Consider the following 24270-nt stretch of genomic DNA (forward strand, 5'->3'; position numbering starts at 1 on the left):
GCGAAGGCGCGGCGACGTCAGGCCATGAATGCGAAAGGCCCGCACGTCGAGTGGCGTGCGGGCCTTTTGATCAGAAGACAGTCCAGCCAATCAGGCTTTCAACGTGCGCTCAACGTGGCCGGCGAACGCATCAATGATGTTCTGCAGGAACGGCCGGGTTTTCTCGCTCAGTTTGCCGTGCTCGTCAAAGAAGGTGCCGGCGTTGCCCAGATACGCTTCCGGCTGCTGCATGCACAGCACGTCGAGGAACACGAAGCACTGGCGCAGATGCTGATTGGCGCCGAAACCGCCGATCGCCCCAGGCGACGCACTGACCACCGCCGCCGGCTTTGCTTTGCCCCACGCGCTTTTGCCATAAGGGCGCGAGCCGACGTCGATGGCATTCTTCAGCGCGCCCGGTACCGAGCGGTTGTATTCAGGGGTGACGAACAGAAAGCCGTCCGCGCCCTGCAAGGCTTCGCGGAACGCGGTGTACGCGGCAGGCGGCGAGTCGAGGTCGATGTCTTCGTTGTACAACGGCAGGTCGCCGATTTCGACGATGCTCAGCTTCAGGCTTGGCGGCGCCAGTTCGGCCAGTGCACGGGCCACTTTGCGGTTGATGGAGTCTTTCCTCAAGCTGCCGACGATGACTGCAATCGAATGAACCTGGCTCATGAAACGGACCTTCTGCTGTGGGAGGAAACAACAGTTATAGATGAAACAGGTGCGACATTCTGCGTTGTTTTTCCGTTGCTGATCATCGAAAGGTTCGATCCTGAAGCGTTGGCCTTCAGCGCGTCCATCGACAGGCCCCTCGATCCCGGCGCTACCGTTGGTCGCGACTATTTTTTACGCGGCGAAAACTACCTCTTGAAACGGCGGTCTGACTGCCTTAGGCGAATAAGGTCCCTGTAGAAATTTAGGAATTACCTTACAAGCGGCCACGGTTTATTCACTCGCGGTGTTAGGATGCGAGCGAAAACGAGCAGTTATTTCCAGAGGTTACAAAGCAAATGGCTTCAGTTCTAGTTGGGCAATTTCATGCGAGGGATGCGGAGGGTCGCGTTTACTCGGTGCATGAATTCCGTGAATCACAACCTGACGAGGTTGATGGCAAGGAGCCCGTTTCCACTTATCGCCTGGCCATTGGCGACCGCGTCAAACATTTGGGCGGAGAAGAATTCGAGTTGATTCAGGGCAAGGTCAAGCTCATACGAGAGCATTGAAATACCCTGCAAGCCCGCCTCTCTCCCCACAGGCCGTGCAACTGGCGCGGCCACGAGTCTGGTTAGAAGGGCTTGCCACAGTGATCGATGCCCGGCGCGTCGAACAGCAGATACCAGAAAATCGCCGTTTCCTGCGTCGCCGGATCTATCGCGCGATAACGCAGATGATCCACCCCGCCGACCACAAATCCGTAGCGCTCATATAACCGGCACGCCTCCAGATTATTGTTCTGGGTTTCCAGGGTAATGCCCGGCAGACCGCGCTTGCGGCTCCAGAACTGCGCCACGTCCAGCAGCTTTCGCGCCACGCCATTGCGCCGCGCCCCGGTGTCCACCGCCAGCTCGTCGATATGGGCGAAGCCATTCCAGTGCTGACTGACCACCACATGCCCCACCGGCTGTTCGTCAAGCCAGGCCACCAGCACGGTGCTGTCGGCGGCGTCCCGATAATCGCAGAACTCTTCCGAATCGATGCCGTAGTTTTTCAGGTAAGGCTCGACCGCATCGACGGGCCAGTGAGCAACCGGCTCGCCGATCTGCACCCGTGCGTAACCGGTGACGGTGAAGGTGAATTCGCTGTTGAGGATGTAGTCTTCGAAGCACTCGTCAGCGACACGAATGCTGAACGTCGGGCTGGACGTGTTCACCATGGGCCTCCTGCACCATTACCGGATCGACATCACCTTCTATCAGAGCCGCCGTCTCACGCAAGCAGAGTCTTCGCGTCGCTGCTGCCGTCAGGCTTCTGCCTGAGTCTGAGTCTGCGCTTCAAGCAGCTGGGTCCACAGGGCCGGGGCACCGGCGGATTTGGCGATAACGGCCAGACGCGCCTCGTGCTCCGCCAACTCTGACTCGCTGGCGATGATGATGCGGCCCGGCGTGCGATTGGCGATCCGGCGGATCTCGGAAGGACGGTCGGCGCCACCCTCACCATCGTTGTTGCCCGCCAGCGACAGGGTGGTCTGGCCACCGGTCATCGCCAGATAGACTTCGGCGAGAATCTCGGAGTCGAGCAAGGCGCCGTGCAGCTCGCGGCCAGAGTTGTCGACGTCGTAGCGTTTGCACAGCGCATCGAGGCTGTTGCGCTGGCCCGGGTGACGTTCGCGGGCCATCGCCAGGGTGTCCAGGATCGTGCAGTAATCGCTCAGGTTGGCGCGATCGTGCTGGCCGATCAGGGCGAATTCGTTGTTCAGAAAGCCAACGTCGAACGCCGCGTTGTGGATGATCAGCTGAGCGCCTTTGACGAACTCGAAGAATTCGTCGGCCACTTCAGCGAAACGCGGTTTGCCGATCAGGAACTGGTCGGTGATGCCGTGAACGCCAATGGCCCCCTCGTCACTCTCCCGGTCCGGTTGCAGGTAAACGTGGAAATGCCGCCCGGTCAGACGTCGGCCAATCAGCTCGACGCAGCCGATTTCGATAACCCGGTGGCCGTCGGTGACTGGCATACCGGTGGTCTCGGTATCGAGGACAACCCTTCGTTCAGTGATGATGTTTTGTACAGTCATTGCCTACCGCCTCAGCTTCAGGCGCGGATATTAGCATGGGGGTTTTGGGATGTGCGCTCCCCTCGGGCGACGGACACCACTGTTGCAGCGACCATAATCTTCAGCGCACGCTAAATCTGTGGGAGCGCAGTCACTGCCATACAACGCGGCGTTCGATCGACAGAGATCGCCTGCAATACTCAATGCAAGCTAGGCGTGCTTGATACCGCGCACTTCATCCACGCCGCGGTTCGCCAACTGGTCGGCGCGTTCGTTGCCAGGATGGCCAATGTGCCCACGCACCCACTGCCAGCTCACCTTGTGGCGGCCAACCTGCTCGTCCAGCTGCTTCCACAGATCGGCGTTTTTCACCGGTTCCTTCGCTGCGGTCTTCCAGCCGCGCTTCTTCCAGTTGGTCATCCACTCGGTGATGCCCTTCATCACGTACTGCGAGTCGGTCACCAGGATCACTTCACACGGCCGCTTCAGCTCTTCCAGCCCGCGAATGGCGCCGAGCAGCTCCATGCGGTTGTTGGTGGTGTTGGCTTCGCCGCCCCAGAGTTCTTTTTCGACGCCTTTGCACACCAGCAACGCACCCCAGCCGCCGGGCCCCGGGTTGCCCTTGCAGGCGCCATCGGTGAAGAGTTCTACGGTATCGCTCATTACGATGTTTCCAGAAAATTGAGAAAGCGTGGCGCCGGCCGGTGAATCAAGGCTCGGGCGTGCGCCGATTGACCTTGGCCATCGGCAGCGGCAGCAATTTGCCCATCGGCTCGCGGCGCGGCATGCGCACAGGTCGCAGCCCTACGCTCATTTTACGTGCAATCAATAGATAGAAGCCGCCGCCGGGACTTTGCCAGCCATCGCCGAGACGTTCGAGTCCGGCCAGACGGGCCTGCCACTTGGGCGAAGCAAGCGGCGGACGATAGCACCCGAAGCGGCGTTTCTCCAGCGCGAAGCCCAGTAGGTTGAGCCAGTCACCAACCCGCGAAGGCGAGATGCAACGCGCCCTGCGCAGGGCGTCGTTGGCGAAAAAATGACGAATGCCCCAAGTGCTCCAGGGGTTGATGCCGACGATCACCAGATGCCCACCGGGCCGCACGCTGCTGGCCGCTTCGCGCAACAGGCCGTGGGGCGACAGGCAGAAATCCAGGCCATGCTGCATGACCACCACATCGGCGGCGTGCTCGCTCAACGGCCAGGCCTGCTCTTCACAGACAATCTCGACACCCGGCAACGGTGCGCCGAGCCGTACGTTGCGCTGCACCTGCTTTGCTGCCGGCGGGGTTTGCGCGGACGGACCGTAATGCACCAGATAGCCGCCGAAAAAACGCTCGAGCTCTTGCTCCAGCACGCGGCTTTCTTCTTCCAGCAACAACTGCCCCAGGGGCCCGGACAGCCAGTCGCGGGCGGCGCTGATCAGCTCAAGCCATTCAGGATCGGCCTGGGCGAACGCTTCATCGGTCATTTCCGGTCTCCATGAGAAGGTCATTGCGATAGAGACTCGCCTCGAGTCAGTTCAGACCCTAAGATGCTTCTCTATGTTTCCAGCCAAGCGAACCGCGCCATGATACAGGTCGATGCCCTGCCCGCTTTCAGCGATAACTACATCTGGTTGTTACAAGACAATGCCGCCAAGCGCTGCGCCGTGGTTGACCCGGGCGACGCCACTCCGGTCATTGCCTGGCTTGAGCGCAACCCGGATTGGCGCCTGACCGACATTCTTATCACTCACCACCACGCCGACCACACCGGTGGCGTCGCGCAACTTAAAACGCTCACCGGCGCCAAGGTGTACGGCCCGGCCAACGAGAAGATTCCGGCGCGGGACGTGGCCCTGTCCGACAATGATCAGCTCACCGTACTCGGCCTGACATTCAGCGTCCATGCGGTCCCCGGCCACACCCTGGGCCACATCGCCTTTTACCATGCCGACGCACAACAGCCGCTGCTGTTCTGCGGCGACACGCTGTTCGCCGCCGGTTGCGGCCGCTTGTTCGAAGGCACCCCGCAGCAGATGCACCATTCCCTCAGCCGACTCGCCGAGCTGCCCGACAGCACCCTCGTCTACTGCGCCCACGAATACACCCTGAGCAATCTGCGCTTTGCTGTCGCGGTCGAGCCGGACAACCCTGACGTGCTGCAACGTTTCGAGCAAGTGACGCAATGGCGTGCGCAAAATCGCATCAGCGTGCCGTCGACACTGGCACTGGAGCGCAAGACCAATCCGTTTCTGCGCGCCGCCGTCATCTCAGTGAAACAAAAAGCAGACGAACGGAGCGGAACCCTCAACGTAACGCCCACAGAGGTCTTTGCCGTGCTGCGGGCATGGAAAGATAAGTTCTAAACAGGCTGCGAATCAGCACGGAAATTCTGAAAGGTTGACCGTTCAGCAGCCGCTTTCTAGAATCGCCCGACATTTTCGCCTGGAACTATCCCCCAGCCAATGTCGTCATCTATACGTAAAACCTTCAATTCCGACACATTGACTCGGTTGGCCCAGGCGATCGCGGTGGTCGCGAGCGCGACACTGGCAGGCTGCCAGAGCACCGGCAGCCTCGAGTCCGGGAATGGCAGCAGCACGTCTCATCCCGTCGCCAGTACCAAGCCGAAGCCTGTTTACATTGCGCGCAAACCCGTGCCGCTGGCCCCGCCCCACGATGTCTGGGAGCGCATGCGTCAGGGTTTCCAGCTGCAGGACGGCAACGACCAAAACCCACGTATCGATCAGCAGCGCCTCTGGTACGCCAACAACCCGTCGTTCCTCGAAACGGCCGGTAACCGTGGCAGCCTGTACATGCACTACATCGTCGAGCGACTGGAAGAGCGCAACATGCCCCTCGAACTGGCGCTGCTGCCTGTGATCGAGAGCGCATACAACCCGATGGCCTTGTCACGCAGCGATGCGGCGGGGATCTGGCAGTTCATTCCATCCACCGGCCGCTACTTCAACCTGCGTCAGACCAATTTCTACGACGGCCGCCGGGACATCACCGCGTCCACCACGGCAGCGCTGGACTACCTGACCAAGCTGCACGACATGTTCAACGGCGACTGGCTGCTGGCCCTGGCGGCCTATAACGCCGGCGAAGGCACGGTCAGCCGCGCCATTGAGCGCAACGACAAGCTCAACCTGCCCACCGATTACTGGAACCTGCCGCTGCCACAGGAAACCCGCGACTATGTGCCTAAGCTGCTGGCGCTGTCCCAGGTGGTCATGTCGCCGGATGCTTACGGCGTCAACCTCAGCCCGATCGACAACAAGCCGTACTTTCAGGTGGTCGAGCTGAATCAGCGCATGGACCTGTCGAAGGTCGCCGCCATGGCGAACATCGACGAAGACGAGCTGGTGCAGCTCAACCCGGCGTTCAAGAAGCGTCTGACCATCGATGGCCCGCAGCACCTGCTGGTGCCAACCTCGAAATCCCAGTTGCTGACCACCAACCTGTCGAACATGAAGCCTGAAGAGCTGGTCGACTGGCAGCAGTACCGCGTACGTCCGGGCGACAGCCTGGCCAGCATCGCCAGCCGCTACAAGGTCTCGACCAGCACCCTCAAGGACATCAACAAGCTGTCCGGGAACCAGGTCAAGCGCGGCCAGGCGCTGACGATTCCGGTACAACCGGGCATGCAATTCGCGATGCCAGTGTTCGAAGAAGTCGCCGAGGTGGACGAGAAGCCAGCGCGCACCCGCAGCTACAGGGTGAAGAAGGGCGACAACCTGGTGCAGATCGCGCGCATCAACAAGGTCGACGTCAAGGATTTGCAGCACTGGAACAAGCTGTCGGGCCAGAACCTCAAGGTTGGCCAGACCCTGGTCATGCAGGACAACAGCAAACCGGCGAAAGCCAGCTCCCGCGCCGTGGCCAAGGCCGACAACAGCGCCAGGGGCGAAGACGCCGGCAAGAAATCGATGCAGTACAAGATCCAGAAAGGCGATTCGATGTACCTCGTCGCCAAGCGGTTTAACGTCGAAATGCAGCACCTCAAGCGCTGGAATCCGCGCAGCGGCCAGGCGCTCAAGCCAGGGCAGACGTTGACGGTGTACCTGCCGCATTGATCTTACGCCCGCCGTGCCGACGCGCCGTGTAGGAGCGTCGGCCTGACACCTCCGCCCCACCCTTTTTCCAGCCGATACAAGCTGTTACTGTGACCGACCGCTGCCTGGATCGACCGCCGACTTGATACGTCACCTGCTGCTGACTTTCAGCCTGGTCTTGAGCACGACAGCCGCCGCGACCATCAGCGAAAGCCATGGTTACGCACAATTCGGCGTCCTCAAGTACCCTGCCAGTTTCACGCATTTCGACTGGGTCAATCCTGAGGCGCCGAAGGCTGGCACCCTGCGAATCATGGCCAACGGCACGTTTGATACCCTCAACCCCTACACCTTCAAGGGCAGCAGCCCGATTTCGACGGCCAACTTCGGCCAGTACGGCGTCAGCGAACTCAACGAACCGCTGATGGTAGGCACCGGCCAATACGACCCGTCCGGCGATGAACCCACCTCCAGCTATGGCCTGATCGCCAAAACCGTCGAGTACAGCGAGGACCGCAGCTGGGTGGTCTTCAACCTGCGCCCCGAAGCGCGCTTTCACGACGGCAAGCGGATTACCGCCTACGACGTGGCGTTTTCCTACCGGACGCTGTTGAAGGACGGCCACCCGCAGTACCGCACCGCGCTTCAGGAAGTGCAGCGGGTGGACATCCTCAACCGCCACCGCATTCGTTTCGTGTTCAAGCGCGCCGGCAATCCATTATTGATTTTGCGCCTCGGCGAACTGCCGGTCCTGCCGCAGCATTACTGGAAGAACCGGGACTTCAAGGCCACCTCCTTCGAGCCCCCGTTGGGCAGCGGCCCCTATCGCATCACCCAGGTGCGGCCGGGGCGCAGTCTGGTGTTCGAGCGCGTAAAGGATTACTGGGGCAAGGACCTGCCGGTCAACCGCGGCAAGTACAACTTCAATCGGGTGGAAGTGGAGTTCTACCGCGACGCCGACGTGGCGTTCGAAGCCTTCAAGGCGGGCGAGTTCGACATCTACATCGAGCATCAGGCGAAAAACTGGCTCACCGGCTATGACTTTCCGGCGGTAACCGAGGGCAAGGTGATCAAGGCGCAGATCCCGCACCAGATCCCCACGCAGACCCAAGGGCTGTTCATGAACACCCGCCGCGGCGCGTTCGCCGACATCCGCGTGCGCGAGGCCCTGGGGCTGATGTTTAACTTCGAATGGACCAACCGCACGCTGTTCAACGACGCCTACATGCGCTCGACCAGTTACTACCCCAACAGTGAATTCACCTCCAGCGGACTGCCCGCCGGCCGGGAGTTTCTTATGCTTTCGCCCTACCGCGAGCAACTGCCGGCCAGGCTGTTCACCCAACCGTTCGCCGTGTCAAAAACCGACGGCGGCGGCGTGCCCCGGGATTCCATTCGCAAGGCGCTGGGGCTGCTGGCCGACGCAGGCTGGACGTTCACCGAGCGCGGCTTGACCAACCGCGCGGGCCAGCCGTTGCGTTTCGAAATACTTCTGGTCAACCCCAACCTAGAACGAATCCTGCAGCCCTACATCGAAGACCTCACGCGGATCGGCGTCGACGCGCACCTGCGCACCGTCGACCGCGCCCAGTACAAACAGCGGTTGGACCAGTTCGATTTCGACATGATTCTGATGACCCTGAACCAGACCCTCAGTCCGGGGCTGGAGCAATGGCAGTATTTCCATTCCAGCCAGGCCAGCATCAAAGGCAGTAAAAACTACGCCGGCGTCGCCAATCCGGTGGTCGACAACCTGCTCAACCAGCTGTTGGCCGCGAAGACCCGGGACGACCAGGTGGCAGCGACCCGCGCCCTGGATCGCGTGTTGCTGTGGCAGCACTACATGATCCCCAACTGGTACCTCAATAATCATCGTCTGGCGTATCGCAACCGGTTCGCCATGGTCACCACCCCGCCCTATACCCTGGGCCTGCGTGCGTGGTGGCTCAAGCCTTCGGAGAAAACCCAATGACTGCCCTGCGCTCCCTGACCCGCGCCGGCGGCCTGTTTCTGAGTCCGTTCGTGCTGGCCCCGCTTCTGCTGGGCGTGACCGGTCCAGCCCACGCGGCCCCGCAACACGCCATCACCCTGTACAACGAAGCGCCGAAGTACCCGGCCGACTTCAAGCACTTCGATTACGTGAACCCGGACGCGCCCAAAGGCGGAATCCTGCGCAGCGCCGGTTTTGGCGGCTTCGACAGCCTCAACCCGTTCATCAGCAAAGGCGTGCCCGCCGACGACATCGGCTTGATCTACGACACCCTCGCCCGCCAGGGCCTGGACGAGCCGTTCACCGAGTACGGCCTGATCGCCGGCAAGATCGAAAAGGCCCCGGACAACAGCTGGGTGCGTTTCTACCTGCGCCCCGAAGCGAAGTTCAACGACGGCCACCCGGTGCGCGCAGAAGACGTGGTGTTCAGCTTCGAGACCCTGATCAAGGACGGCTCGCCGCTGTACCGCAGTTACTATGCGGACGTGGATCAGGCCGTCGCCGAAAACCCGACCACGGTGCTGTTCAAGTTCAAGCACAACAACAACCGCGAACTGCCGCTGATCCTCGGCCAGTTGCCGGTGCTGCCAAAACATTGGTGGGCCTCCCGCGACTTCAGCAAGGGCAACCTGGAAATTCCGCTTGGCAGCGGGCCGTACAAGGTCGTCGAGGTCAAGGCCGGCCGCTCGGTGCGCTACGAGCGGGTCAAGGATTACTGGGGCAAGGACCTGCCGATCAACAAGGGCTTCTACAACTTCGACCGGCTGTCCACCGACTACTACCGCGACAACACGGTGGCCCTCGAAGCATTGAAAGCGGGTGCCTTCGACTTCTGGCAGGAAATGGCGGCGAAGAACTGGGCGACGGCCTATGACGTTCCGGCTGTCAGAGAGGGTCGTCTGATCAAGGAAGAAATCCCCAACGGCAATCCCCAGGGCATGCAGGGTTTCATCTTCAACCTGCGCAAGCCGATGTTCCAGGACGTGCGCGTGCGTCAGGCCCTCAGCCTGTTGCTCGACTTCGAGTGGACCAACAAGCAGCTGTTCTTCGGCACCTACACCCGCACCAAAAGCTATTTCGACAATTCCGACATGGGCGCCAAAGGCCTGCCGACGCCTGCCGAGCTGAAGATTCTCGAGCCCTTGCGCGGCAAGCTGCCGGAATCGGTGTTCACCGAGGCATTCAAACTGCCGGTCACCGATGGCAGCGGCATCATCCGCGAGCAACAGCGCAAGGCGTTTCAGTTGCTCAAGGAGGCTGGCTGGAAAATCGTTGGCGACAAGATGGTCGACACCGACGGCAAGCCCGTCACCATCGAGTTTCTCCTGGCCCAGACCGAATTCGAGCGCGTGCTGCTGCCGTACAAACGCAACCTGGCCGACATCGGCATTGATCTGGAAATCCGCCGGGTCGACGTCTCCCAGTACATCACCCGCCGCCGCTCACGGGACTACGACATGATCGTCGGCAGTTTCCCGCAATCGAGCTCGCCGGGTAACGAACAGCGCGAATATTGGGATTCCTCAGCCGCCGACAAGCCGGGCAGCTACAACGTCATCGGGCTCAAGGACCCGGCGGTCGACACGCTGGTGAACGGCTTGATCAACGCCGACTCGCGCCAGAGCCTGATCGACCACACCCGCGCCCTCGACCGCGCGCTGCTGTGGGGCTACTACGTGATCCCGAACTGGCACATCAAGACCTGGCGCGTCGCGTACTGGGATCACCTGGGCCACCCGGGCAAAACCCCGCTGTACGACATCGGCACCGTGACCTGGTGGGTCAAACCCGACGCGACGCCGGCCATTCCCGTGCAGGTCGCGCCGGACGCCGCCGAGCCTGAACCCGCCCAGCCTGAAACCGACCAGCCAAAAGGCACGGAGCAATAACATGCTGGCCTACATTCTGCGGCGTCTGCTGCTGATCATTCCGACCCTGTTCGGCATCTTGCTGATCAACTTCGTCATCATCCAGGCCGCGCCGGGTGGTCCGGTGGAGCAGATGATCGCCAAGCTTGAAGGCTTCGAAGGCGCCACCAGCCGCATCGCCGGCGGCGGCGCGGAAGTCTCGGTGGCCGGCTCGACCTATCGCGGCGCCCAGGGCCTGGACCCGAGCCTGATCAAAGAAATCGAGCACATGTACGGCTTCGACAAGTCGGCGCCGGAACGCTTGTGGATCATGGTCAAGAACTACGCCCATCTGGATTTCGGCGACAGCTTCTTCCGCGACGCCAAGGTCATCGACCTGATCGTCGAGAAGATGCCGGTGTCGATCTCCCTCGGGCTGTGGAGCACGCTGATCATGTACCTGGTGTCGATCCCCCTGGGGATCGCCAAAGCCACGCGCCACGGCAGCCATTTCGACGTCTGGACCAGCTCGGCAATCATCGTCGGCTACGCCATTCCGGCGTTCCTGTTCGCCATCCTGCTGATCGTGGTGTTCGCCGGCGGCAGTTACTTCGACTGGTTCCCGTTGCGCGGGCTGACGTCGAGCAACTTCGACGAAATGAGCTGGCTGGGTAAAGTGGGTGACTACTTCTGGCACTTGGTGCTGCCGATCACCGCGCTGGTCATCGGCAACTTCGCCACCATGACCCTGCTGACGAAAAACAGCTTTCTCGACGAGATCGGCAAGCAATACGTGATCACCGCCAAGGCCAAGGGCCTGACCCAGCGCCGCGTGCTCTACGGCCACGTGTTCCGCAACGCCATGCTGCTGGTGATCGCGGGTTTTCCGTCGGCGTTCATTGGCATCTTCTTCACCGGCTCCCTGCTGGTTGAAGTGATCTTTTCCCTCGACGGCCTTGGCCTGATGAGTTTTGAAGCCGCGATCAACCGCGATTACCCGGTGGTGTTCGGCACCCTGTTCATCTTCACCCTGCTGGGGCTGGTGGTGAAACTGATCGGCGACCTGACCTACACGCTGGTTGACCCACGCATCGACTTCGACCGCAGGGATCATTGATATGACGTTGTCCCCTCTCAATCGACGCCGTTTCGAACGTTTCAAGGCCAACAAGCGTGGCTGGTGGTCGCTGTGGCTGTTTCTGATCCTGTTCGGCGCAAGCCTTGGCGCCGAACTTATCGCCAACGACAAACCCCTGGCCGTGCGCTACGACGGCGAGTGGTATTTCCCGGTGTTCAAGCGCTACCCGGAAACCACCTTCGGCGGCGAATTCCCGCTGGAAGCCAACTACAAGAGCCCGTACATCAAGGAGTTGCTGGCGGCCAAAGACGGCTGGACGCTGTGGGCGCCGATTCCGTTCAGCTACCAGAGCATCAACTACGACTTGAAAGTCCCCGCCCCGGCCCCGCCTTCGCGGGAGAACCTGCTGGGCACCGACGATCAGGGCCGCGACGTGCTGGCGCGGGTGATCTACGGCTTCCGGGTGTCGGTGCTGTTCGCCCTGACGCTGACGATCCTCAGCTCGATCATCGGCGTGATCGCCGGGGCGCTGCAGGGTTTCTACGGCGGCTGGGTCGATCTGATCGGCCAGCGCTTCCTGGAAATCTGGTCCGGGTTGCCGGTGCTGTATCTGCTGATCATCCTCGCCAGCTTCGTCCAGCCCAACTTCTGGTGGCTGCTGGGCATCATGTTGCTGTTTTCGTGGATGAGCCTGGTGGACGTGGTGCGCGCTGAGTTTCTGCGTGGCCGCAACCTCGAATACGTCCGCGCCGCCCGGGCGCTGGGCATGGAGAACGGCGCGATCATGTTCCGCCACATCCTGCCCAACGCGATGGTGTCGACCATGACCTTTATGCCGTTCATTCTCACGGGAGCCATCGGCACGCTGACCGCGCTGGACTTCCTCGGCTTCGGCCTGCCCGCTGGCTCACCGTCCCTGGGCGAACTGGTCGCGCAAGGCAAATCCAACCTGCAGGCGCCGTGGCTGGGCATCAGCGCCTTTGCCGTGCTGGCGATCATGTTGAGCCTGCTGGTGTTTATCGGCGAATCCGCCCGCGACGCATTCGACCCGAGGAAATGAGATGAATCAGGACAATCTGGTCGAAATCCGCGACCTCTCCGTCGAATTCGTGAACGGCACCAGCGTCCAGCGGGTGGTCGAGGGCATCAGCTTCGACATCCGCAAGGGCGAAACCCTGGCGCTGGTCGGAGAAAGCGGATCGGGCAAGTCAGTCACCGCCCACTCGATCCTGCGGCTGCTGCCTTACCCCCTTGCGCGCCATCCGACGGGGACGATTCGCTACGCCGGTGACGACCTGCTGAAAGTCAGTGAGAAGCGCCTGCGCGGCATTCGCGGCAATCGCATCGCGATGATCTTCCAGGAGCCGATGACGTCGCTGAACCCGCTGCAGTCCATCGAAAAACAGATCAACGAAGTGCTCGGCCTGCACAAGGGCCTGACCGGCAAAGCCGCGACGCGACGGACGCTGGAGCTGCTCGATCTGGTGGGCATTCCGGAACCGGCCAAGCGCCTGAAAGCCCTGCCCCATGAACTGTCCGGCGGCCAGCGGCAGCGGGTGATGATCGCGATGGCCCTGGCCAACGAGCCCGAGCTGCTGATCGCCGATGAACCCACCACTGCGCTGGACGTCACGGTGCAGCTGAAAATCCTCGAGCTGCTCAAGGAATTGCAGGCCCGGCTGGGCATGGCGTTGCTGCTGATCAGCCACGATTTGAACGTCGTCCGGCAAATTGCCAACCGAGTATGTGTCATGCAGCGCGGTTGCATCGTCGAACAGGCATCGTGCGAAGAGCTGTTCCGCGCGCCGCAGCATCCGTACACCCGGGAATTGCTCAGCGCAGAGCCCAAAGGCGGGCCGGCGAACAATCCGCCGGGCGCGCCGATGCTGGAAGTCGAGGACCTGCGGGTCTGGTTTCCGATCAGGAAAGGTGTGTTCAAGCGCACGGTCGATCACGTCAAGGCTGTCGACGGCATCCATTTCAGTCTGCCCAAGGGCCAGACGCTGGGGATTGTCGGCGAGAGCGGCTCGGGCAAATCAACGCTGGGCCTGGCGATCCTGCGGTTGATTCGCAGCGAAGGCGAGATACGCTTTCACGGGCATTCGCTGGGCGCGATGAATCAACATCAGGTCAGGCCGCTGCGGCGGCAGATGCAGGTGGTGTTTCAGGACCCGTTCGGCAGCCTGAGCCCGCGCATGTCGGTGTGTGACATCGTCGGCGAAGGCCTGCGAATCCACAAGATGGGCACGCCGGTCGAACAGGAAGCGGCGGTGATCGAAGCGCTCAAGGAAGTGGGCCTTGATCCAGCGACCCGGCACCGCTACCCCCACGAGTTTTCCGGGGGACAACGGCAAAGGATCGCCATTGCCCGGGCATTAGTGTTAAAACCGGCGCTGATTTTGCTGGACGAGCCGACTTCGGCCCTCGACCGCACCGTTCAGCGTCAAGTGGTGGAGCTGTTACGCTCCCTGCAAACCAAGTACAACCTGACGTATTTGTTCATCAGCCATGACTTGGCGGTGGTCAAGGCGTTAAGCCACCAACTGATGGTGGTCAAGCAAGGCCAAGTGGTTGAACAGGGTGTGGCAGAAGCCATCTTCGCCGCACCGCAACATCCTTATACACAGCAGCTGCTGGAGGCCGCCTTCTTGGCGCCGGCAGCTGTCGATTAACCTGAAGAGGAACAAAACAATGGGTTTTCTCGCCGGTAAGCGCGTCCTGATCGTCGGTGTCGCCAGCAAATTGTCCATCGCATCCGGTATCGCTGCCGCCATGCACCGTGAAGGCGCTGAGCTTGCCTTCACGTATCAGAACGAAAAACTCAAGAAGCGCGTCGAGGAATTCGCCGAAAGCTGGGGTTCGAACGCTGAGCTGTGCTTCCCTTGCGACGTCGCCAGCGACGAAGAAATCGCCAAGGTCTTCGAAGAGCTGAGCAAGAAGTGGGACGGCCTGGACTGCATCGTGCACTCCGTTGGCTTCGCGCCGGGCGACCAACTGGACGGTGACTTCACCCAAGCCACCACCCGTGAAGGTTTCCGTATTGCTCACGACATCAGCGCCTACAGCTTCGTGGCCCTGGCCAAAGCCGGCCGCGATCTGATGAAGGGCCGCAATGGCAGCTTGCTGACCCTGTCGTACCTGGGCGCCGAGCGCACCATGCCGAACTACAACGTAATGGGCATGGCCAAGGCCAGCCTTGAGGCCGGCGTCCGTTACCTGGCCCGCAGCCTCGGCCCGGAAGGTACCCGCGTCAACGCCGTATCGGCTGGCCCGATCCGTACCCTCGCCGCTTCGGGTATTTCGAACTTCCGCAAGATGCTGGCGGCGAATGAGGCGCAGACTCCATTGCGTCGCAACGTGACCATTGAAGAAGTGGGTAACGCCGGCGCGTTCTTGTGTTCTGACCTGGCGTCCGGTGTCAGCGGCGAGATCATGTACGTCGACGGTGGTTTCAACACCACGGCGATGGGTGATCTGGAAGGTTGATGGTTGCTGCCCGTTTTCAGAGTGACGACGCTCTGAAGACGGGCGCAAGACCTGCAAGCGCCGGCTAGCTGGCGAAAGCGGTGGATCAGACGGCCCTGAGGCTGAATGATCTGCCGTTTTTTTCGTCCTGAGTTTGCCAGTCGGGGTATGCGGCGTTCATTGGAGTCGGCCTAACGGCCTCGGGTTTCGCCTTCGGCGAGTTACTTGGAAAAGCACCCCAAGTAACTCGCCGAAGGCGAAATGTCTGCCGTTAGGCAGGCGCTTGTGATCTTCATATGCCACGCCGCAGATCTCTGTAAGCACGAACGCGGAATAATGGACACAAAAAAAGCCCCGACTCTCGCGAGTCGGGGCTTTCTGTTAACAGCTTCCTGCGTCGATCAATATTTCTCGATCTTCGCCGCTACTTCCAACTGCTTACGGTAGGCCGCGAAATCCTGCTGCCCCTCACGGGATGACAGGAAACGACGGTACTGGCTCTTCTCCTCATCCGACGCCGGCGCCGCCTGATTCACGCCATTCAGACGCACAATCACAAAACTGCCATCCGCCGCCGTCAGGCTGCCATATACCGGCTTGTCCTTGCCTTCAGGCTTCGGCATACGGAACACCGCCTGCAACACCTGAGGATCGACACCTTCCTGGCTGCGTGAGGCCGCTTCCACGACCTTCCAGCTCTGACCTTCCTGCTTGGTCGCCGCATACGGCACCTTGCCGTCACGCAGGCCTGCCAAGAGCGCCTCGCCCTTGGCCTTCATCGCATCGCTGGCATGTTCTTTCGCCAGTTGCGCACGAATCGGCGCCGACACCGCTTCCAGTGGCAATTGCTCCGGCTGACGGTGCTCCTTGGCATGCACCACCACCACAGTCTCCGGATCCAGTTCCAGCGCAGAACTGTTGGAACCCTCTTCCATCACTTCCGGACTGAACGCCGCTTGAATCACCGCGCGGTTGGCTGCAATCCCTTCGCCACCCTCGCGACCGAACGGCGCGGTCGTCTGCACTTTCAGACCCAGATCCTGAGCCGGTTGAGACAGGTCGGACGCTTCGAACGCAGCGTCTTCCAGCTTCTTGCTCGCATCAACAAACTTCTGCTCGACCTGCTGAGACTTCAGCTCGTGGGTCAGCTTCTCCTTCAGGCTGGCGAACGTCGGTACCGACGGCGCTTCAACGCCCAGCAGCTTGATCAAGTGCCAGCCGAACTGACTGCGAACGGGTGCCGAAACCTGATCCTTGTTCAGCGCGTACAGCGCGTCTTCAAACGCTGGATCGTAGACGCCCTTGCCGGCGTAGCCCAGGTCACCACCTTTGGTCGACGAGCCCGGATCCTGAGAGAATTCCTTTGCCAGCGCCGCAAAATCTTCGCCTTTGGCCACGCGCTGCTGGATCTCTTCGATTTTGGCTTTCGCCTGAGCATCCGTGGTCTTGTCGTTGACTTCGATAAGGATGTGCGCCCCACGGCGCTGCTCGGCCAGATTCGCGATTTCTTTCTGATAGGCCGCCTGCAGGTCTTCGTCCTTCACCGAAACCTTATCGAAGAAGGAAAACTTCTTCAGTTCGATGTAGTCGAGCACCACTTGCTCAGGACTCAGAAACTCTTTCGCGTGTTGATCGTAGTGCGCCTTGATCTCGTCGTCGGTGACTTTAACGCTCGACGGATCGGCCGGAAGGGTCAGCGTAGCGAAATCGCGGGTCTGTTTTTCCAGGCGGGCGAACGCGTCGACCTGGGCGTCAGTCACGAACGCACTGCCGCCGATGCCGGCACGAATCTGACCGATCAGCATTTCCTGACCCAGAATCTGGCGGAACTGCAGGCGGGTGTAACCAAGCTGGCGAATGACCTGATCGAAGCGATCGGCGTTGAATTTACCGTCGACCTGGAATTCCGGCGTCAGCAACATTTGCTGATCCAGCGCAGCTTCGGAGAAGCCGAATTTGGAGTCAGCGGCGCCCTGCAACAGCAGCTTGCGATCGATCAGGCCTTTGAGGGCCGAGTCACGCAGCATCTTTTCGTTGAGCATCGCAGGATCGAAATCCTTGCCCAGCTGTTGCATCAGTTGGCGGCGCTGCATTTCAACCGCTTGACCCAGTTCAGCCTGGGTGACTTCCTCGCCATTGACCTTCGCAGCGTCCTGAGAATGGCTGGTAGCCCGAAAAATGGCATCGAAGCCGGTCAGGGCCATCAGGGCGATGATGACCCCGATGATGGTTTTGGCAATCCAGCCCTGTGAATTGTCCCTGATATTCTGCAGCATGTATCCCCCAGAGGGTTGTACTCGACTCACCAGGCTGCTGCACACGGTAACGCGGAGCGTGGGTTGAATCCGGATAGAAGAAAGGCGCATCCGAGGATGCGCCTTCTCGTAACTTGCAGAGCGGACGGGGTTCGATGTGCGTTCCCCGAGTGACAGTCCAGCGCTTGACCAACCGCACGTACCGCTTCACGCCCCGAACAGAGATAACGCTGTCCTGGACGGGCAAAGTAAAAAGAAACTTAGTTGACGGCTTCTTTCAGAGCTTTACCGGCTTTGAAGCCTGGTTTCTTGGCCGCTGGAATTTCCAGGGTTTTACCGGTCTGAGGGTTACGGCCGGTACGGGCAGGACGATCAGTGACGGAGAAAGTGCCGAAGCCCACCAGTACAACAGAGTCGCCAGCCTTGAGAGCGCCAGTGACGGATTCGATTACAGCGTCCAGCGCACGGCCAGCAGCAGCTTTCGGGATGTCAGCGGATGCGGCGATGGCATCAATCAGTTCCGACTTGTTCACTCTAAGTCCCCTTATATATTTGAGTATTTCTAAGTTTTTTTGGTGCAACCAAACGAACACTGAGCGGCCTGAACAGGCTTGAAGAGCCGCTTTATAGCAAGGGCCCCAAAAACCTGTCAAGGAAGGCCTCCCAGACTAATGCGTGCTGATCCTCTCCTTGGCATCAGACTCGCGCTTTTCATCCTTGGCAACCATCTCGGGAGCCACATCCGGCAAGGGCTGCGGCGCGTATTGCAGCGCAATTTGGAGGACCTCGTCAATCCATTTAACCGGTTTGATCTGCAGGTCTGCCTTGATGTTGTCCGGAATCTCCTTCAGATCACGAACGTTCTCTTCCGGGATGATCACTGTCTTGATGCCACCACGGTGAGCGGCCAGCAATTTCTCCTTGAGACCACCGATGGCCAGCACCTGTCCACGCAGGGTGATTTCACCCGTCATGGCGACGTCAGCACGGACAGGAATCCCCGTCAGGGCCGACACCAGTGCCGTGCACATGCCTACGCCTGCGCTTGGGCCGTCTTTTGGCGTCGCACCTTCCGGCATATGGATGTGCGTGTCGCGTTTCTCATGGAAGTCCAGAGGAATGCCCAGGCTCTTCGCACGGCTGCGCACAACAGTCAGCGCTGCCGTGATCGATTCGACCATGACATCGCCCAGCGAGCCGGTCTTGATCAATTGACCCTTGCCCGGAACAACTGCCGCTTCGATGGTCAGCAACTCGCCGCCCACCTGCGTCCAGGCCAGACCGGTCACCTGACCGACCTGATCCTGCTGCTCGGCCAGGCCATAACGGAATTTGCGCACGCCCAGGAAGTTCTCGAGCATATCCGCCGTAACGACCACGGAAAAACGCTTCTCGTGGGCGTGTTCCTTGACCGCCTTGCGGCACACCTTGGCGATCTGACGCTCAAGGCTGCGCACGCCCGCTTCACGGGTGTAGTAGCGGATGATGTCGCGGATCGCCTCGACTTCGAACTCGATCTCCCCTTTCTTCAAGCCGTTGGCAGCGATCTGCTTGGGCGAGAGGTACTTGGTCGCGATGTTGATCTTCTCGTCTTCGGTGTAGCCGGGCAGACGGATGACTTCCATACGGTCGAGCAGCGCCGGCGGAATGTTCATCGAGTTGGCGGTACACAGGAACATCACGTCGGACAGGTCGTAATCGACTTCCAGGTAATGGTCGTTGAAGTTGTGGTTCTGCTCAGGGTCGAGCACTTCCAGCAACGCCGACGCCGGGTCACCACGCATGTCGCTGCCCATCTTGTCGATTTCGTCGAGCAGGAACAGCGGGTTGCGAACGCCAACCTTGGTCATTTTCTGAATCAGACGACCTGGCATCGAACCGATGTAGGTGCGACGGTGACCGCGAATTTCAGCTTCATCGCGCACGCCGCCCAGAGCCATACGCACGAACTTGCGATTGGTGGCGTGGGCGATCGACTCGGCCAGCGAGGTTTTACCCACGCCAGGAGGACCGACCAGACACAACACCGGGCCACGAATCTTCTTCACGCGCTTTTGCACGGCGAGGTATTCAAGGATCCGCTCTTTGACTTCTTCAAGACCGTAGTGGTCAGCGTCAAGGATGTCCTCGGCGCGGGCGAGGTCAAGACGCACCTTGCTCTGGGCCTTCCACGGCACCTGGACCAGCCAGTCGATGTAGGAGCGAACGACAGTGGCCTCCGCTGACATCGGCGACATCTGCTTGAGCTTGTTCAGCTCGGCGGTGGCTTTGGTCATTGCGTCCTTGGGCAGGCCGGCGGCATCGATGCGCTTTTTCAGCTCTTCAATTTCGTTGTGGCCTTCTTCGCTGTCACCGAGCTCCTTCTGAATGGCCTTCATCTGCTCATTCAGGTAGTACTCGCGCTGACTGCGCTCCATCTGCTTTTTCACGCGACCGCGGATGCGCTTCTCGACCTGGAGCAAGTCGATTTCGGCATCCAGCAACGCTAGCACGTGTTCGACACGGGCTGGCAGGTCAATGATCTCGAGGATCTCCTGCTTTTGCTCGATCTTCAGCGCCATGTGGGCAGCCATGGTGTCGACCAGACGACCCGGTTCATCGATGCTGTTGAGGGAGGAAAGCACTTCAGCCGGGACTTTTTTGCCCAGCTGTACGTATTGTTCGAACTGAGCCAGCAGGCTGCGAACGAAGACTTCGGATTCACGATCCGGCGCGTCGACTTCATCGATCAACGCAACCTCGGCGCGGCAGTGGCCGTCTACCTCAATGAAGCGCTCGACCGAGCCACGCTGCTCGCCTTCGACCAGCACCTTCACGGTACCATCCGGCAGCTTCAACAGTTGCAGCACGGTGGCAACGGTGCCGACGTTGTACAACGCGTCTTCGCCGGGATCGTCGTCCGCCGGGTTTCGTTGCGCCAGCAGCAGGATCTGCTTGTCGCCGGTCATCGCCGCTTCCAGGGCCTCGATCGACTTCTCGCGCCCCACGAACAGCGGGATAACCATATGCGGGTAAACCACAACATCGCGCAATGGCAAGAGAGGCAGTTCAATGGTCGTCTTCATGATTTCGCCTCTACGGCGGCCTTCAGGCCATGGACAGATATAAATAAGCTGAAAATCAAGATGGGGGTAGAACCTTAAAAAAACAAGCGCCGGGTTGAGTTAAAACGAAAGGATGCTTAAACGCAGACCGGCTTCGGAAGAAACGCGAAAAGGGCCCGAGGGCCCTTTTCGTTTCCAGTCGCCCGGTACGTTGCCAGCAGGCTACGCGTCGGGTGCCGCCTTGGCAGGTGGCTCGCTATTTTCGTAAATCAACAGCGGCTTGGAGGTGCCCTCGATCACGCTTTCATCGATCACCACCTTGCTCACGTCGGACTGCGACGGGATCTCGTACATGGTGTCGAGGAGAACGCCTTCGAGGATGGAGCGCAGACCGCGAGCACCGGTCTTGCGCTCAAGCGCACGACGGGCAACCGATTTCAACGCATCCGGGCGGAACTCGAGGTCTACGCCTTCCATCTCGAACAGCTTGCCGTATTGCTTGGTCAGCGCGTTCTTCGGCTCGGTCAGAATCTGCATCAGCGCAGCTTCGTCCAGCTCGTCCAGCGTCGCCAAAACAGGCAGACGACCCACGAATTCCGGGATCAGACCAAACTTGACCAGATCGTCAGGCTCGACCTCACGCAGGGACTCGCCGACCTTCTTGCCTTCTTCCTTGCTGCGCACCTCGGCGTTGAAGCCGATGCCGCCTTTGGTGGAGCGATTCTGGATGACCTTTTCCAGGCCAGAGAACGCACCGCCGCAGATGAAGAGGATATTGCGCGTGTCCACCTGCAGGAATTCCTGCTGCGGATGCTTGCGACCGCCTTGAGGCGGAACGGAAGCCACAGTGCCCTCAATCAGCTTCAACAAGGCCTGCTGCACGCCTTCGCCAGACACATCACGGGTGATGGAAGGGTTGTCGGACTTGCGCGAAATCTTGTCGATTTCGTCGATGTAGACGATACCCATCTGGGCCTTCTCAACATCGTAATCGCACTTCTGCAACAGCTTCTGGATGATGTTCTCCACGTCCTCACCCACATAACCGGCTTCGGTCAGGGTGGTGGCGTCAGCGATGGTGAACGGAACGTTGAGCAAACGAGCCAGCGTTTCCGCCAGCAGAGTCTTGCCGGAGCCTGTGGGGCCGATCAGCAGGATGTTGCTCTTGCCCAGTTCAACGTCGTCGTTTTTCTTGTCACGCTGGTTCAGTCGCTTGTAGTGGTTGTACACCGCTACTGCGAGAACCTTTTGGCACGTTCCTGACCAATGACGTACTGGTCAAGGATGCCGCTGATTTCTTTAGGCGATGGCAGTTTATGCGCGCTGCTCTCGGCCTGTGCTTCCTGCACCTCCTCGCGGATGATGTCGTTGCACAGGTCGACGCACTCGTCACAAACAAATACCGAGGGGCCGGCAATCAACTTGCGCACTTCATGCTGGCTTTTGCCACAGAAGGAGCAATAAAGCAGTTTGCCGTTGTCCTCGCCGTTGCGGGTGTCAGTCATTCGATCGATCCAATCCGGTAGGCTTGCAACACAAGATGAGGGCAATTGCTCGATTTTTCAAGTCCACAGGCGGCATGGATGTATCAACCGCCCGGGATTATTGCCCTTCACGCAATCATTTGGTCATTTGACGCCGGTCGATCACCGAGTCCACCAAACCATATTCAGCAGCGCGTTCGGCGCTCATGAAGTTGTCGCGGTTGGTGTCGCGCTCGATCGCTTCCAGCGTCTGGCCGGTGTGGTGCGCCAGCAGCTCGTTCAGACGTTGACGGATGAACAGGATTTCTTTCGCGTGGATGTCAATGTCCGACGCCTGACCCTGAAAACCGCCCAACGGCTGGTGAATCATGACGCGAGAGTTCGGCAGTGCGAAACGCTTGCCCTTGGCACCACCGGCCAACAGGAAAGCACCCATGCTGCAGGCCTGGCCCATGACGGTCGTCGAAACGTCCGGCTTGATGAACTGCATGGTGTCATAAATCGCCATGCCCGCGGTCACCGAACCGCCTGGGGAGTTGATGTAAAGATGGATGTCCTTGTCCGGGTTTTCCGCTTCAAGGAACAGCAGCTGCGCCGAGATAAGGTTGGCCATGTAGTCTTCAACCGGACCGACCAGGAAGATGACGCGTTCCTTGAGCAGGCGGGAGTAGATGTCATAGGCGCGCTCGCCACGGGCGGACTGCTCGATAACCATCGGGACCAGGCCGCCAGCGGCCTGGATGTCAGAGTTCTGCTGAATATAAGAATTGCGGGACATGTCTCGCATTCACTCCCAAATAGTCATGTCTTGAATACGCATAAGCCAGCGCGAAGGCTGGCTTATGGTGTTTTCGAACGAGAGAAGGAAATCAGTCGGCTTGTGGAGCTTCAACCGGCTTGACTGCCTCTTCGTACGAGACCGCTTTGTCGGTCACGCTCGCTTTCTGCAAAACAGTATCCACAACTTGTTCTTCCAGCACAACCGAACGAACTTCGTTCATTTGCTGTTCGTTCTTGTAGTACCAGGCCACAACCTGCTCTGGCTCCTGGTAAGCGGAAGCCATTTCCTGAATCAGCTCGCGAACGCGAGTGTCTTCAGGCTTGAGGTCGAATTGCTTGACGACTTCAGCCACGATCAGGCCCAGTTCAACGCGGCGCTTGGCCTGCTCTTCGAACAGCTCTGCCGGCAGTTGGTCAGGCTTGATGTTGCCGCCGAACTGCTGAACAGCCTGAACGCGCAGACGGTTCACTTCGTTTTCCAGCAGCGCTTTAGGCACTTCGATCGGGTTGGCGGCCAGCAGACCGTCCATTACCTGATTCTTGACCTTGGACTTGATGGCCTGACGCAGCTCGCGCTCCATGTTCTTGCGAACTTCGGTGCGGAAGCCTTCGATGTTGGTTTCCTTGATACCGAACTGCTTGAAGAAGGTCTCGTTCAGTTCAGGCAGGGTCGGTGCCGACACGGTGTTGACAGTGACGGTGAACTCGGCGGTTTTGCCAGCCAGTTCCAGATTCTGATAATCCTCTGGGAAGGTCAGATTCAGAACGCGCTCTTCACCGGCTTTGGCGCCGACCAGACCGTCTTCGAAACCCGGGATCATGCGACCCGAACCCAGCACCAGCTGAGTACCGGTGGCCGAACCGCCAGCGAACGCTTCGCCGTCGATCTTGCCGACGAAGTCAATGTTCAGTTGGTCTTCATTTTGCGCAGCGCGGTCAACGACTTCGAAGCTGACGTTCTGCTTGCGCAGGATTTCCAGCATGTTGTCCAGGTCGGAATCAGCGACGTCAGCCGACAGACGCTCGACGGAAATGGACTCGAAACCGGCAACGGTGAATTCAGGGAACACTTCGAAAGTAGCGATGTACTCGAGGTCCTTGCCCTTTTCGAAGGTTTTAGGCTCGACGGACGGTGCGCCGGCCGGGTTCAGCTTTTGCTCGACGACTGCTTCGTAGAAGGTCGCCTGGATCAGGTCGCCCAGTGCTTCTTGACGAGCACCGTCTTCGTAACGCTGGCGGATCACGCTCATAGGCACTTTGCCTGGGCGGAAGCCCGGGATCTTGGCTTTACGTGCGGTCTGCTGCAGACGCTTGTTGACTTCAGTCTCGATGCGCTCAGCGGGCACGCCAATGGTCATGCGGCGCTCGAGAGCGGAAGTGTTTTCAACAGAAACTTGCATGGATATTCCTCGTTGCACAGACGTTAGCCGGCCGTTTCCGACCCCAGAATCAAGGGCAAGCATTCTAGTGGGTCAAACTCAAGAAGTCACCCTACTGAACAAGGGTAAATAAAGTGGCATGCAGCCTGGGAATCGCAGACGTATGTTTCAACCTGCGGGAGGTGTCTGGAACGCACCTGATACGCCCCTATATAAA

Annotated in this window: 19 protein-coding genes and 1 pseudogene; 9 read left to right on the plus strand and 11 right to left on the minus strand. The window is 59.9% G+C overall.

All coding sequences use genetic code 11. The annotated features are described in order from the left end of the window. Positions 1 to 90: 90 nt before the first annotated feature. On the minus strand, positions 91 to 654 hold the full coding sequence (locus tag JN403_RS22355; RefSeq protein WP_122537624.1) for an NAD(P)H-dependent oxidoreductase: 564 nt from the start codon (positions 652 to 654) through the stop codon (positions 91 to 93). A gap of 338 nt (positions 655 to 992) precedes the next feature. Here JN403_RS22355 and JN403_RS22360 point away from each other — a divergent pair, with 338 nt between their 5' ends. Next, positions 993 to 1205, plus strand: coding sequence for a hypothetical protein (locus JN403_RS22360; RefSeq protein ID WP_172611342.1), 213 nt, complete (start codon positions 993 to 995; stop codon positions 1203 to 1205). A 62-nt stretch (positions 1206 to 1267) separates the two neighbouring features. Here the strand turns inward: JN403_RS22360 and JN403_RS22365 are convergent, their stop codons facing one another. The 4 genes from JN403_RS22365 to JN403_RS22380 all read right to left on the minus strand — a co-directional run bounded on the left by JN403_RS22365 (position 1268) and on the right by JN403_RS22380 (position 4160). Next, entirely contained in the window at positions 1268 to 1852 is a 585-nt protein-coding gene (locus JN403_RS22365) for a GNAT family N-acetyltransferase (RefSeq protein ID WP_205487633.1), read from the minus strand. Between the two features lie 90 nt (positions 1853 to 1942). Next, positions 1943 to 2695, minus strand: a complete 753-nt coding sequence (dnaQ, locus tag JN403_RS22370; RefSeq protein ID WP_122537838.1) for a DNA polymerase III subunit epsilon — start codon at positions 2693 to 2695, stop codon at positions 1943 to 1945. 207 nt (positions 2696 to 2902) lie between these two features. Further along, entirely contained in the window at positions 2903 to 3355 is a 453-nt protein-coding gene (gene rnhA / locus JN403_RS22375; RefSeq protein WP_122537621.1) for a ribonuclease HI, read from the minus strand. A 46-nt stretch (positions 3356 to 3401) separates the two neighbouring features. Further along, positions 3402 to 4160 (minus strand): methyltransferase domain-containing protein, encoded by a 759-nt coding sequence (locus JN403_RS22380; protein ID WP_065986459.1) that lies wholly within the window; start codon positions 4158 to 4160, stop codon positions 3402 to 3404. 99 nt (positions 4161 to 4259) lie between these two features. Between JN403_RS22380 and gloB the strand changes: the two genes are divergently transcribed. The 8 genes from gloB (at position 4260) to fabI (ending at position 15132) form a co-directional block, all read left to right on the plus strand. Continuing rightward, positions 4260 to 5039, plus strand: coding sequence for a hydroxyacylglutathione hydrolase (gene gloB / locus JN403_RS22385; RefSeq protein WP_205484351.1), 780 nt, complete (start codon positions 4260 to 4262; stop codon positions 5037 to 5039). Positions 5040 to 5138: 99 nt separating this feature from the next. Then, a complete protein-coding gene (locus JN403_RS22390; protein ID WP_205484353.1) occupies positions 5139 to 6752 on the plus strand; it encodes a LysM peptidoglycan-binding domain-containing protein in 1614 nt (537 codons plus the stop codon). Positions 6753 to 6873: 121 nt separating this feature from the next. Then, on the plus strand, positions 6874 to 8703 hold the full coding sequence (locus tag JN403_RS22395) for an extracellular solute-binding protein (RefSeq protein ID WP_205484355.1): 1830 nt from the start codon (positions 6874 to 6876) through the stop codon (positions 8701 to 8703). After that, complete coding sequence (locus JN403_RS22400) at positions 8700 to 10610, plus strand: extracellular solute-binding protein (RefSeq protein WP_205484357.1); 1911 nt, start codon at positions 8700 to 8702, stop codon at positions 10608 to 10610. Before JN403_RS22395 ends, JN403_RS22400 begins: the two co-directional genes overlap by 4 nt. Before the next feature lies 1 nt (position 10611). Further along, positions 10612 to 11685: a microcin C ABC transporter permease YejB gene (locus JN403_RS22405; RefSeq protein ID WP_122624745.1), complete on the plus strand. Its 1074-nt coding sequence runs from the start codon at positions 10612 to 10614 to the stop codon at positions 11683 to 11685. Between the two features lies 1 nt (position 11686). Beyond that, positions 11687 to 12706 (plus strand): ABC transporter permease, encoded by a 1020-nt coding sequence (locus JN403_RS22410; protein ID WP_074891214.1) that lies wholly within the window; start codon positions 11687 to 11689, stop codon positions 12704 to 12706. 1 nt (position 12707) lies between these two features. Beyond that, complete coding sequence (locus JN403_RS22415; RefSeq protein WP_205484359.1) at positions 12708 to 14318, plus strand: ABC transporter ATP-binding protein; 1611 nt, start codon at positions 12708 to 12710, stop codon at positions 14316 to 14318. Positions 14319 to 14337: 19 nt separating this feature from the next. Then, on the plus strand, positions 14338 to 15132 hold the full coding sequence (gene fabI / locus JN403_RS22420) for an enoyl-ACP reductase FabI (RefSeq protein WP_108121389.1): 795 nt from the start codon (positions 14338 to 14340) through the stop codon (positions 15130 to 15132). A gap of 380 nt (positions 15133 to 15512) precedes the next feature. Here the strand turns inward: fabI and JN403_RS22425 are convergent, their stop codons facing one another. From JN403_RS22425 to tig, 6 genes and pseudogenes are all read right to left on the minus strand, one after another. Continuing rightward, positions 15513 to 17387: a SurA N-terminal domain-containing protein gene (locus tag JN403_RS22425; RefSeq protein WP_205484361.1), complete on the minus strand. Its 1875-nt coding sequence runs from the start codon at positions 17385 to 17387 to the stop codon at positions 15513 to 15515. Between the two features lie 239 nt (positions 17388 to 17626). Next, positions 17627 to 17899: an HU family DNA-binding protein gene (locus JN403_RS22430; RefSeq protein WP_003183171.1), complete on the minus strand. Its 273-nt coding sequence runs from the start codon at positions 17897 to 17899 to the stop codon at positions 17627 to 17629. Positions 17900 to 18034: 135 nt separating this feature from the next. Then, positions 18035 to 20431 carry an endopeptidase La gene (gene lon / locus JN403_RS22435; RefSeq protein ID WP_122537615.1) on the minus strand — a complete coding sequence of 799 codons (2397 nt, stop codon included), beginning with the start codon at positions 20429 to 20431 and terminating at the stop codon, positions 18035 to 18037. A gap of 201 nt (positions 20432 to 20632) precedes the next feature. Next, positions 20633 to 21915, minus strand: a pseudogene (clpX, locus tag JN403_RS22440) (ATP-dependent Clp protease ATP-binding subunit ClpX). 115 nt (positions 21916 to 22030) lie between these two features. Next, positions 22031 to 22672 carry an ATP-dependent Clp endopeptidase proteolytic subunit ClpP gene (gene clpP, locus JN403_RS22445; RefSeq protein WP_122537614.1) on the minus strand — a complete coding sequence of 214 codons (642 nt, stop codon included), beginning with the start codon at positions 22670 to 22672 and terminating at the stop codon, positions 22031 to 22033. Between the two features lie 91 nt (positions 22673 to 22763). Next, on the minus strand, positions 22764 to 24074 hold the full coding sequence (tig, locus tag JN403_RS22450; protein ID WP_122537613.1) for a trigger factor: 1311 nt from the start codon (positions 24072 to 24074) through the stop codon (positions 22764 to 22766). Positions 24075 to 24270 lie beyond the last annotated feature (196 nt).

This window comes from Pseudomonas sp. 15A4, from assembly GCF_016925575.1.
GTDB lineage: Bacteria > Pseudomonadota > Gammaproteobacteria > Pseudomonadales > Pseudomonadaceae > Aquipseudomonas.

Coding starts and splice junctions, on each gene's coding strand:
- JN403_RS22355 (WP_122537624.1), bottom strand. CDS start 654: ATGAGCCAGGTTCATTCGATTGCAGTCATCGTCGGCAGCTTGAGGAAA.
- JN403_RS22360 (WP_172611342.1), top strand. CDS start 993: ATGGCTTCAGTTCTAGTTGGGCAATTTCATGCGAGGGATGCGGAGGGT.
- rnhA (WP_122537621.1), bottom strand. CDS start 3,355: ATGAGCGATACCGTAGAACTCTTCACCGATGGCGCCTGCAAGGGCAAC.
- JN403_RS22380 (WP_065986459.1), bottom strand. CDS start 4,160: ATGACCGATGAAGCGTTCGCCCAGGCCGATCCTGAATGGCTTGAGCTG.
- gloB (WP_205484351.1), top strand. CDS start 4,260: ATGATACAGGTCGATGCCCTGCCCGCTTTCAGCGATAACTACATCTGG.
- JN403_RS22390 (WP_205484353.1), top strand. CDS start 5,139: ATGTCGTCATCTATACGTAAAACCTTCAATTCCGACACATTGACTCGG.
- JN403_RS22400 (WP_205484357.1), top strand. CDS start 8,700: ATGACTGCCCTGCGCTCCCTGACCCGCGCCGGCGGCCTGTTTCTGAGT.
- JN403_RS22405 (WP_122624745.1), top strand. CDS start 10,612: ATGCTGGCCTACATTCTGCGGCGTCTGCTGCTGATCATTCCGACCCTG.
- JN403_RS22410 (WP_074891214.1), top strand. CDS start 11,687: ATGACGTTGTCCCCTCTCAATCGACGCCGTTTCGAACGTTTCAAGGCC.
- JN403_RS22415 (WP_205484359.1), top strand. CDS start 12,708: ATGAATCAGGACAATCTGGTCGAAATCCGCGACCTCTCCGTCGAATTC.
- fabI (WP_108121389.1), top strand. CDS start 14,338: ATGGGTTTTCTCGCCGGTAAGCGCGTCCTGATCGTCGGTGTCGCCAGC.
- JN403_RS22425 (WP_205484361.1), bottom strand. CDS start 17,387: ATGCTGCAGAATATCAGGGACAATTCACAGGGCTGGATTGCCAAAACC.
- lon (WP_122537615.1), bottom strand. CDS start 20,431: ATGAAGACGACCATTGAACTGCCTCTCTTGCCATTGCGCGATGTTGTG.
- clpP (WP_122537614.1), bottom strand. CDS start 22,672: ATGTCCCGCAATTCTTATATTCAGCAGAACTCTGACATCCAGGCCGCT.
- tig (WP_122537613.1), bottom strand. CDS start 24,074: ATGCAAGTTTCTGTTGAAAACACTTCCGCTCTCGAGCGCCGCATGACC.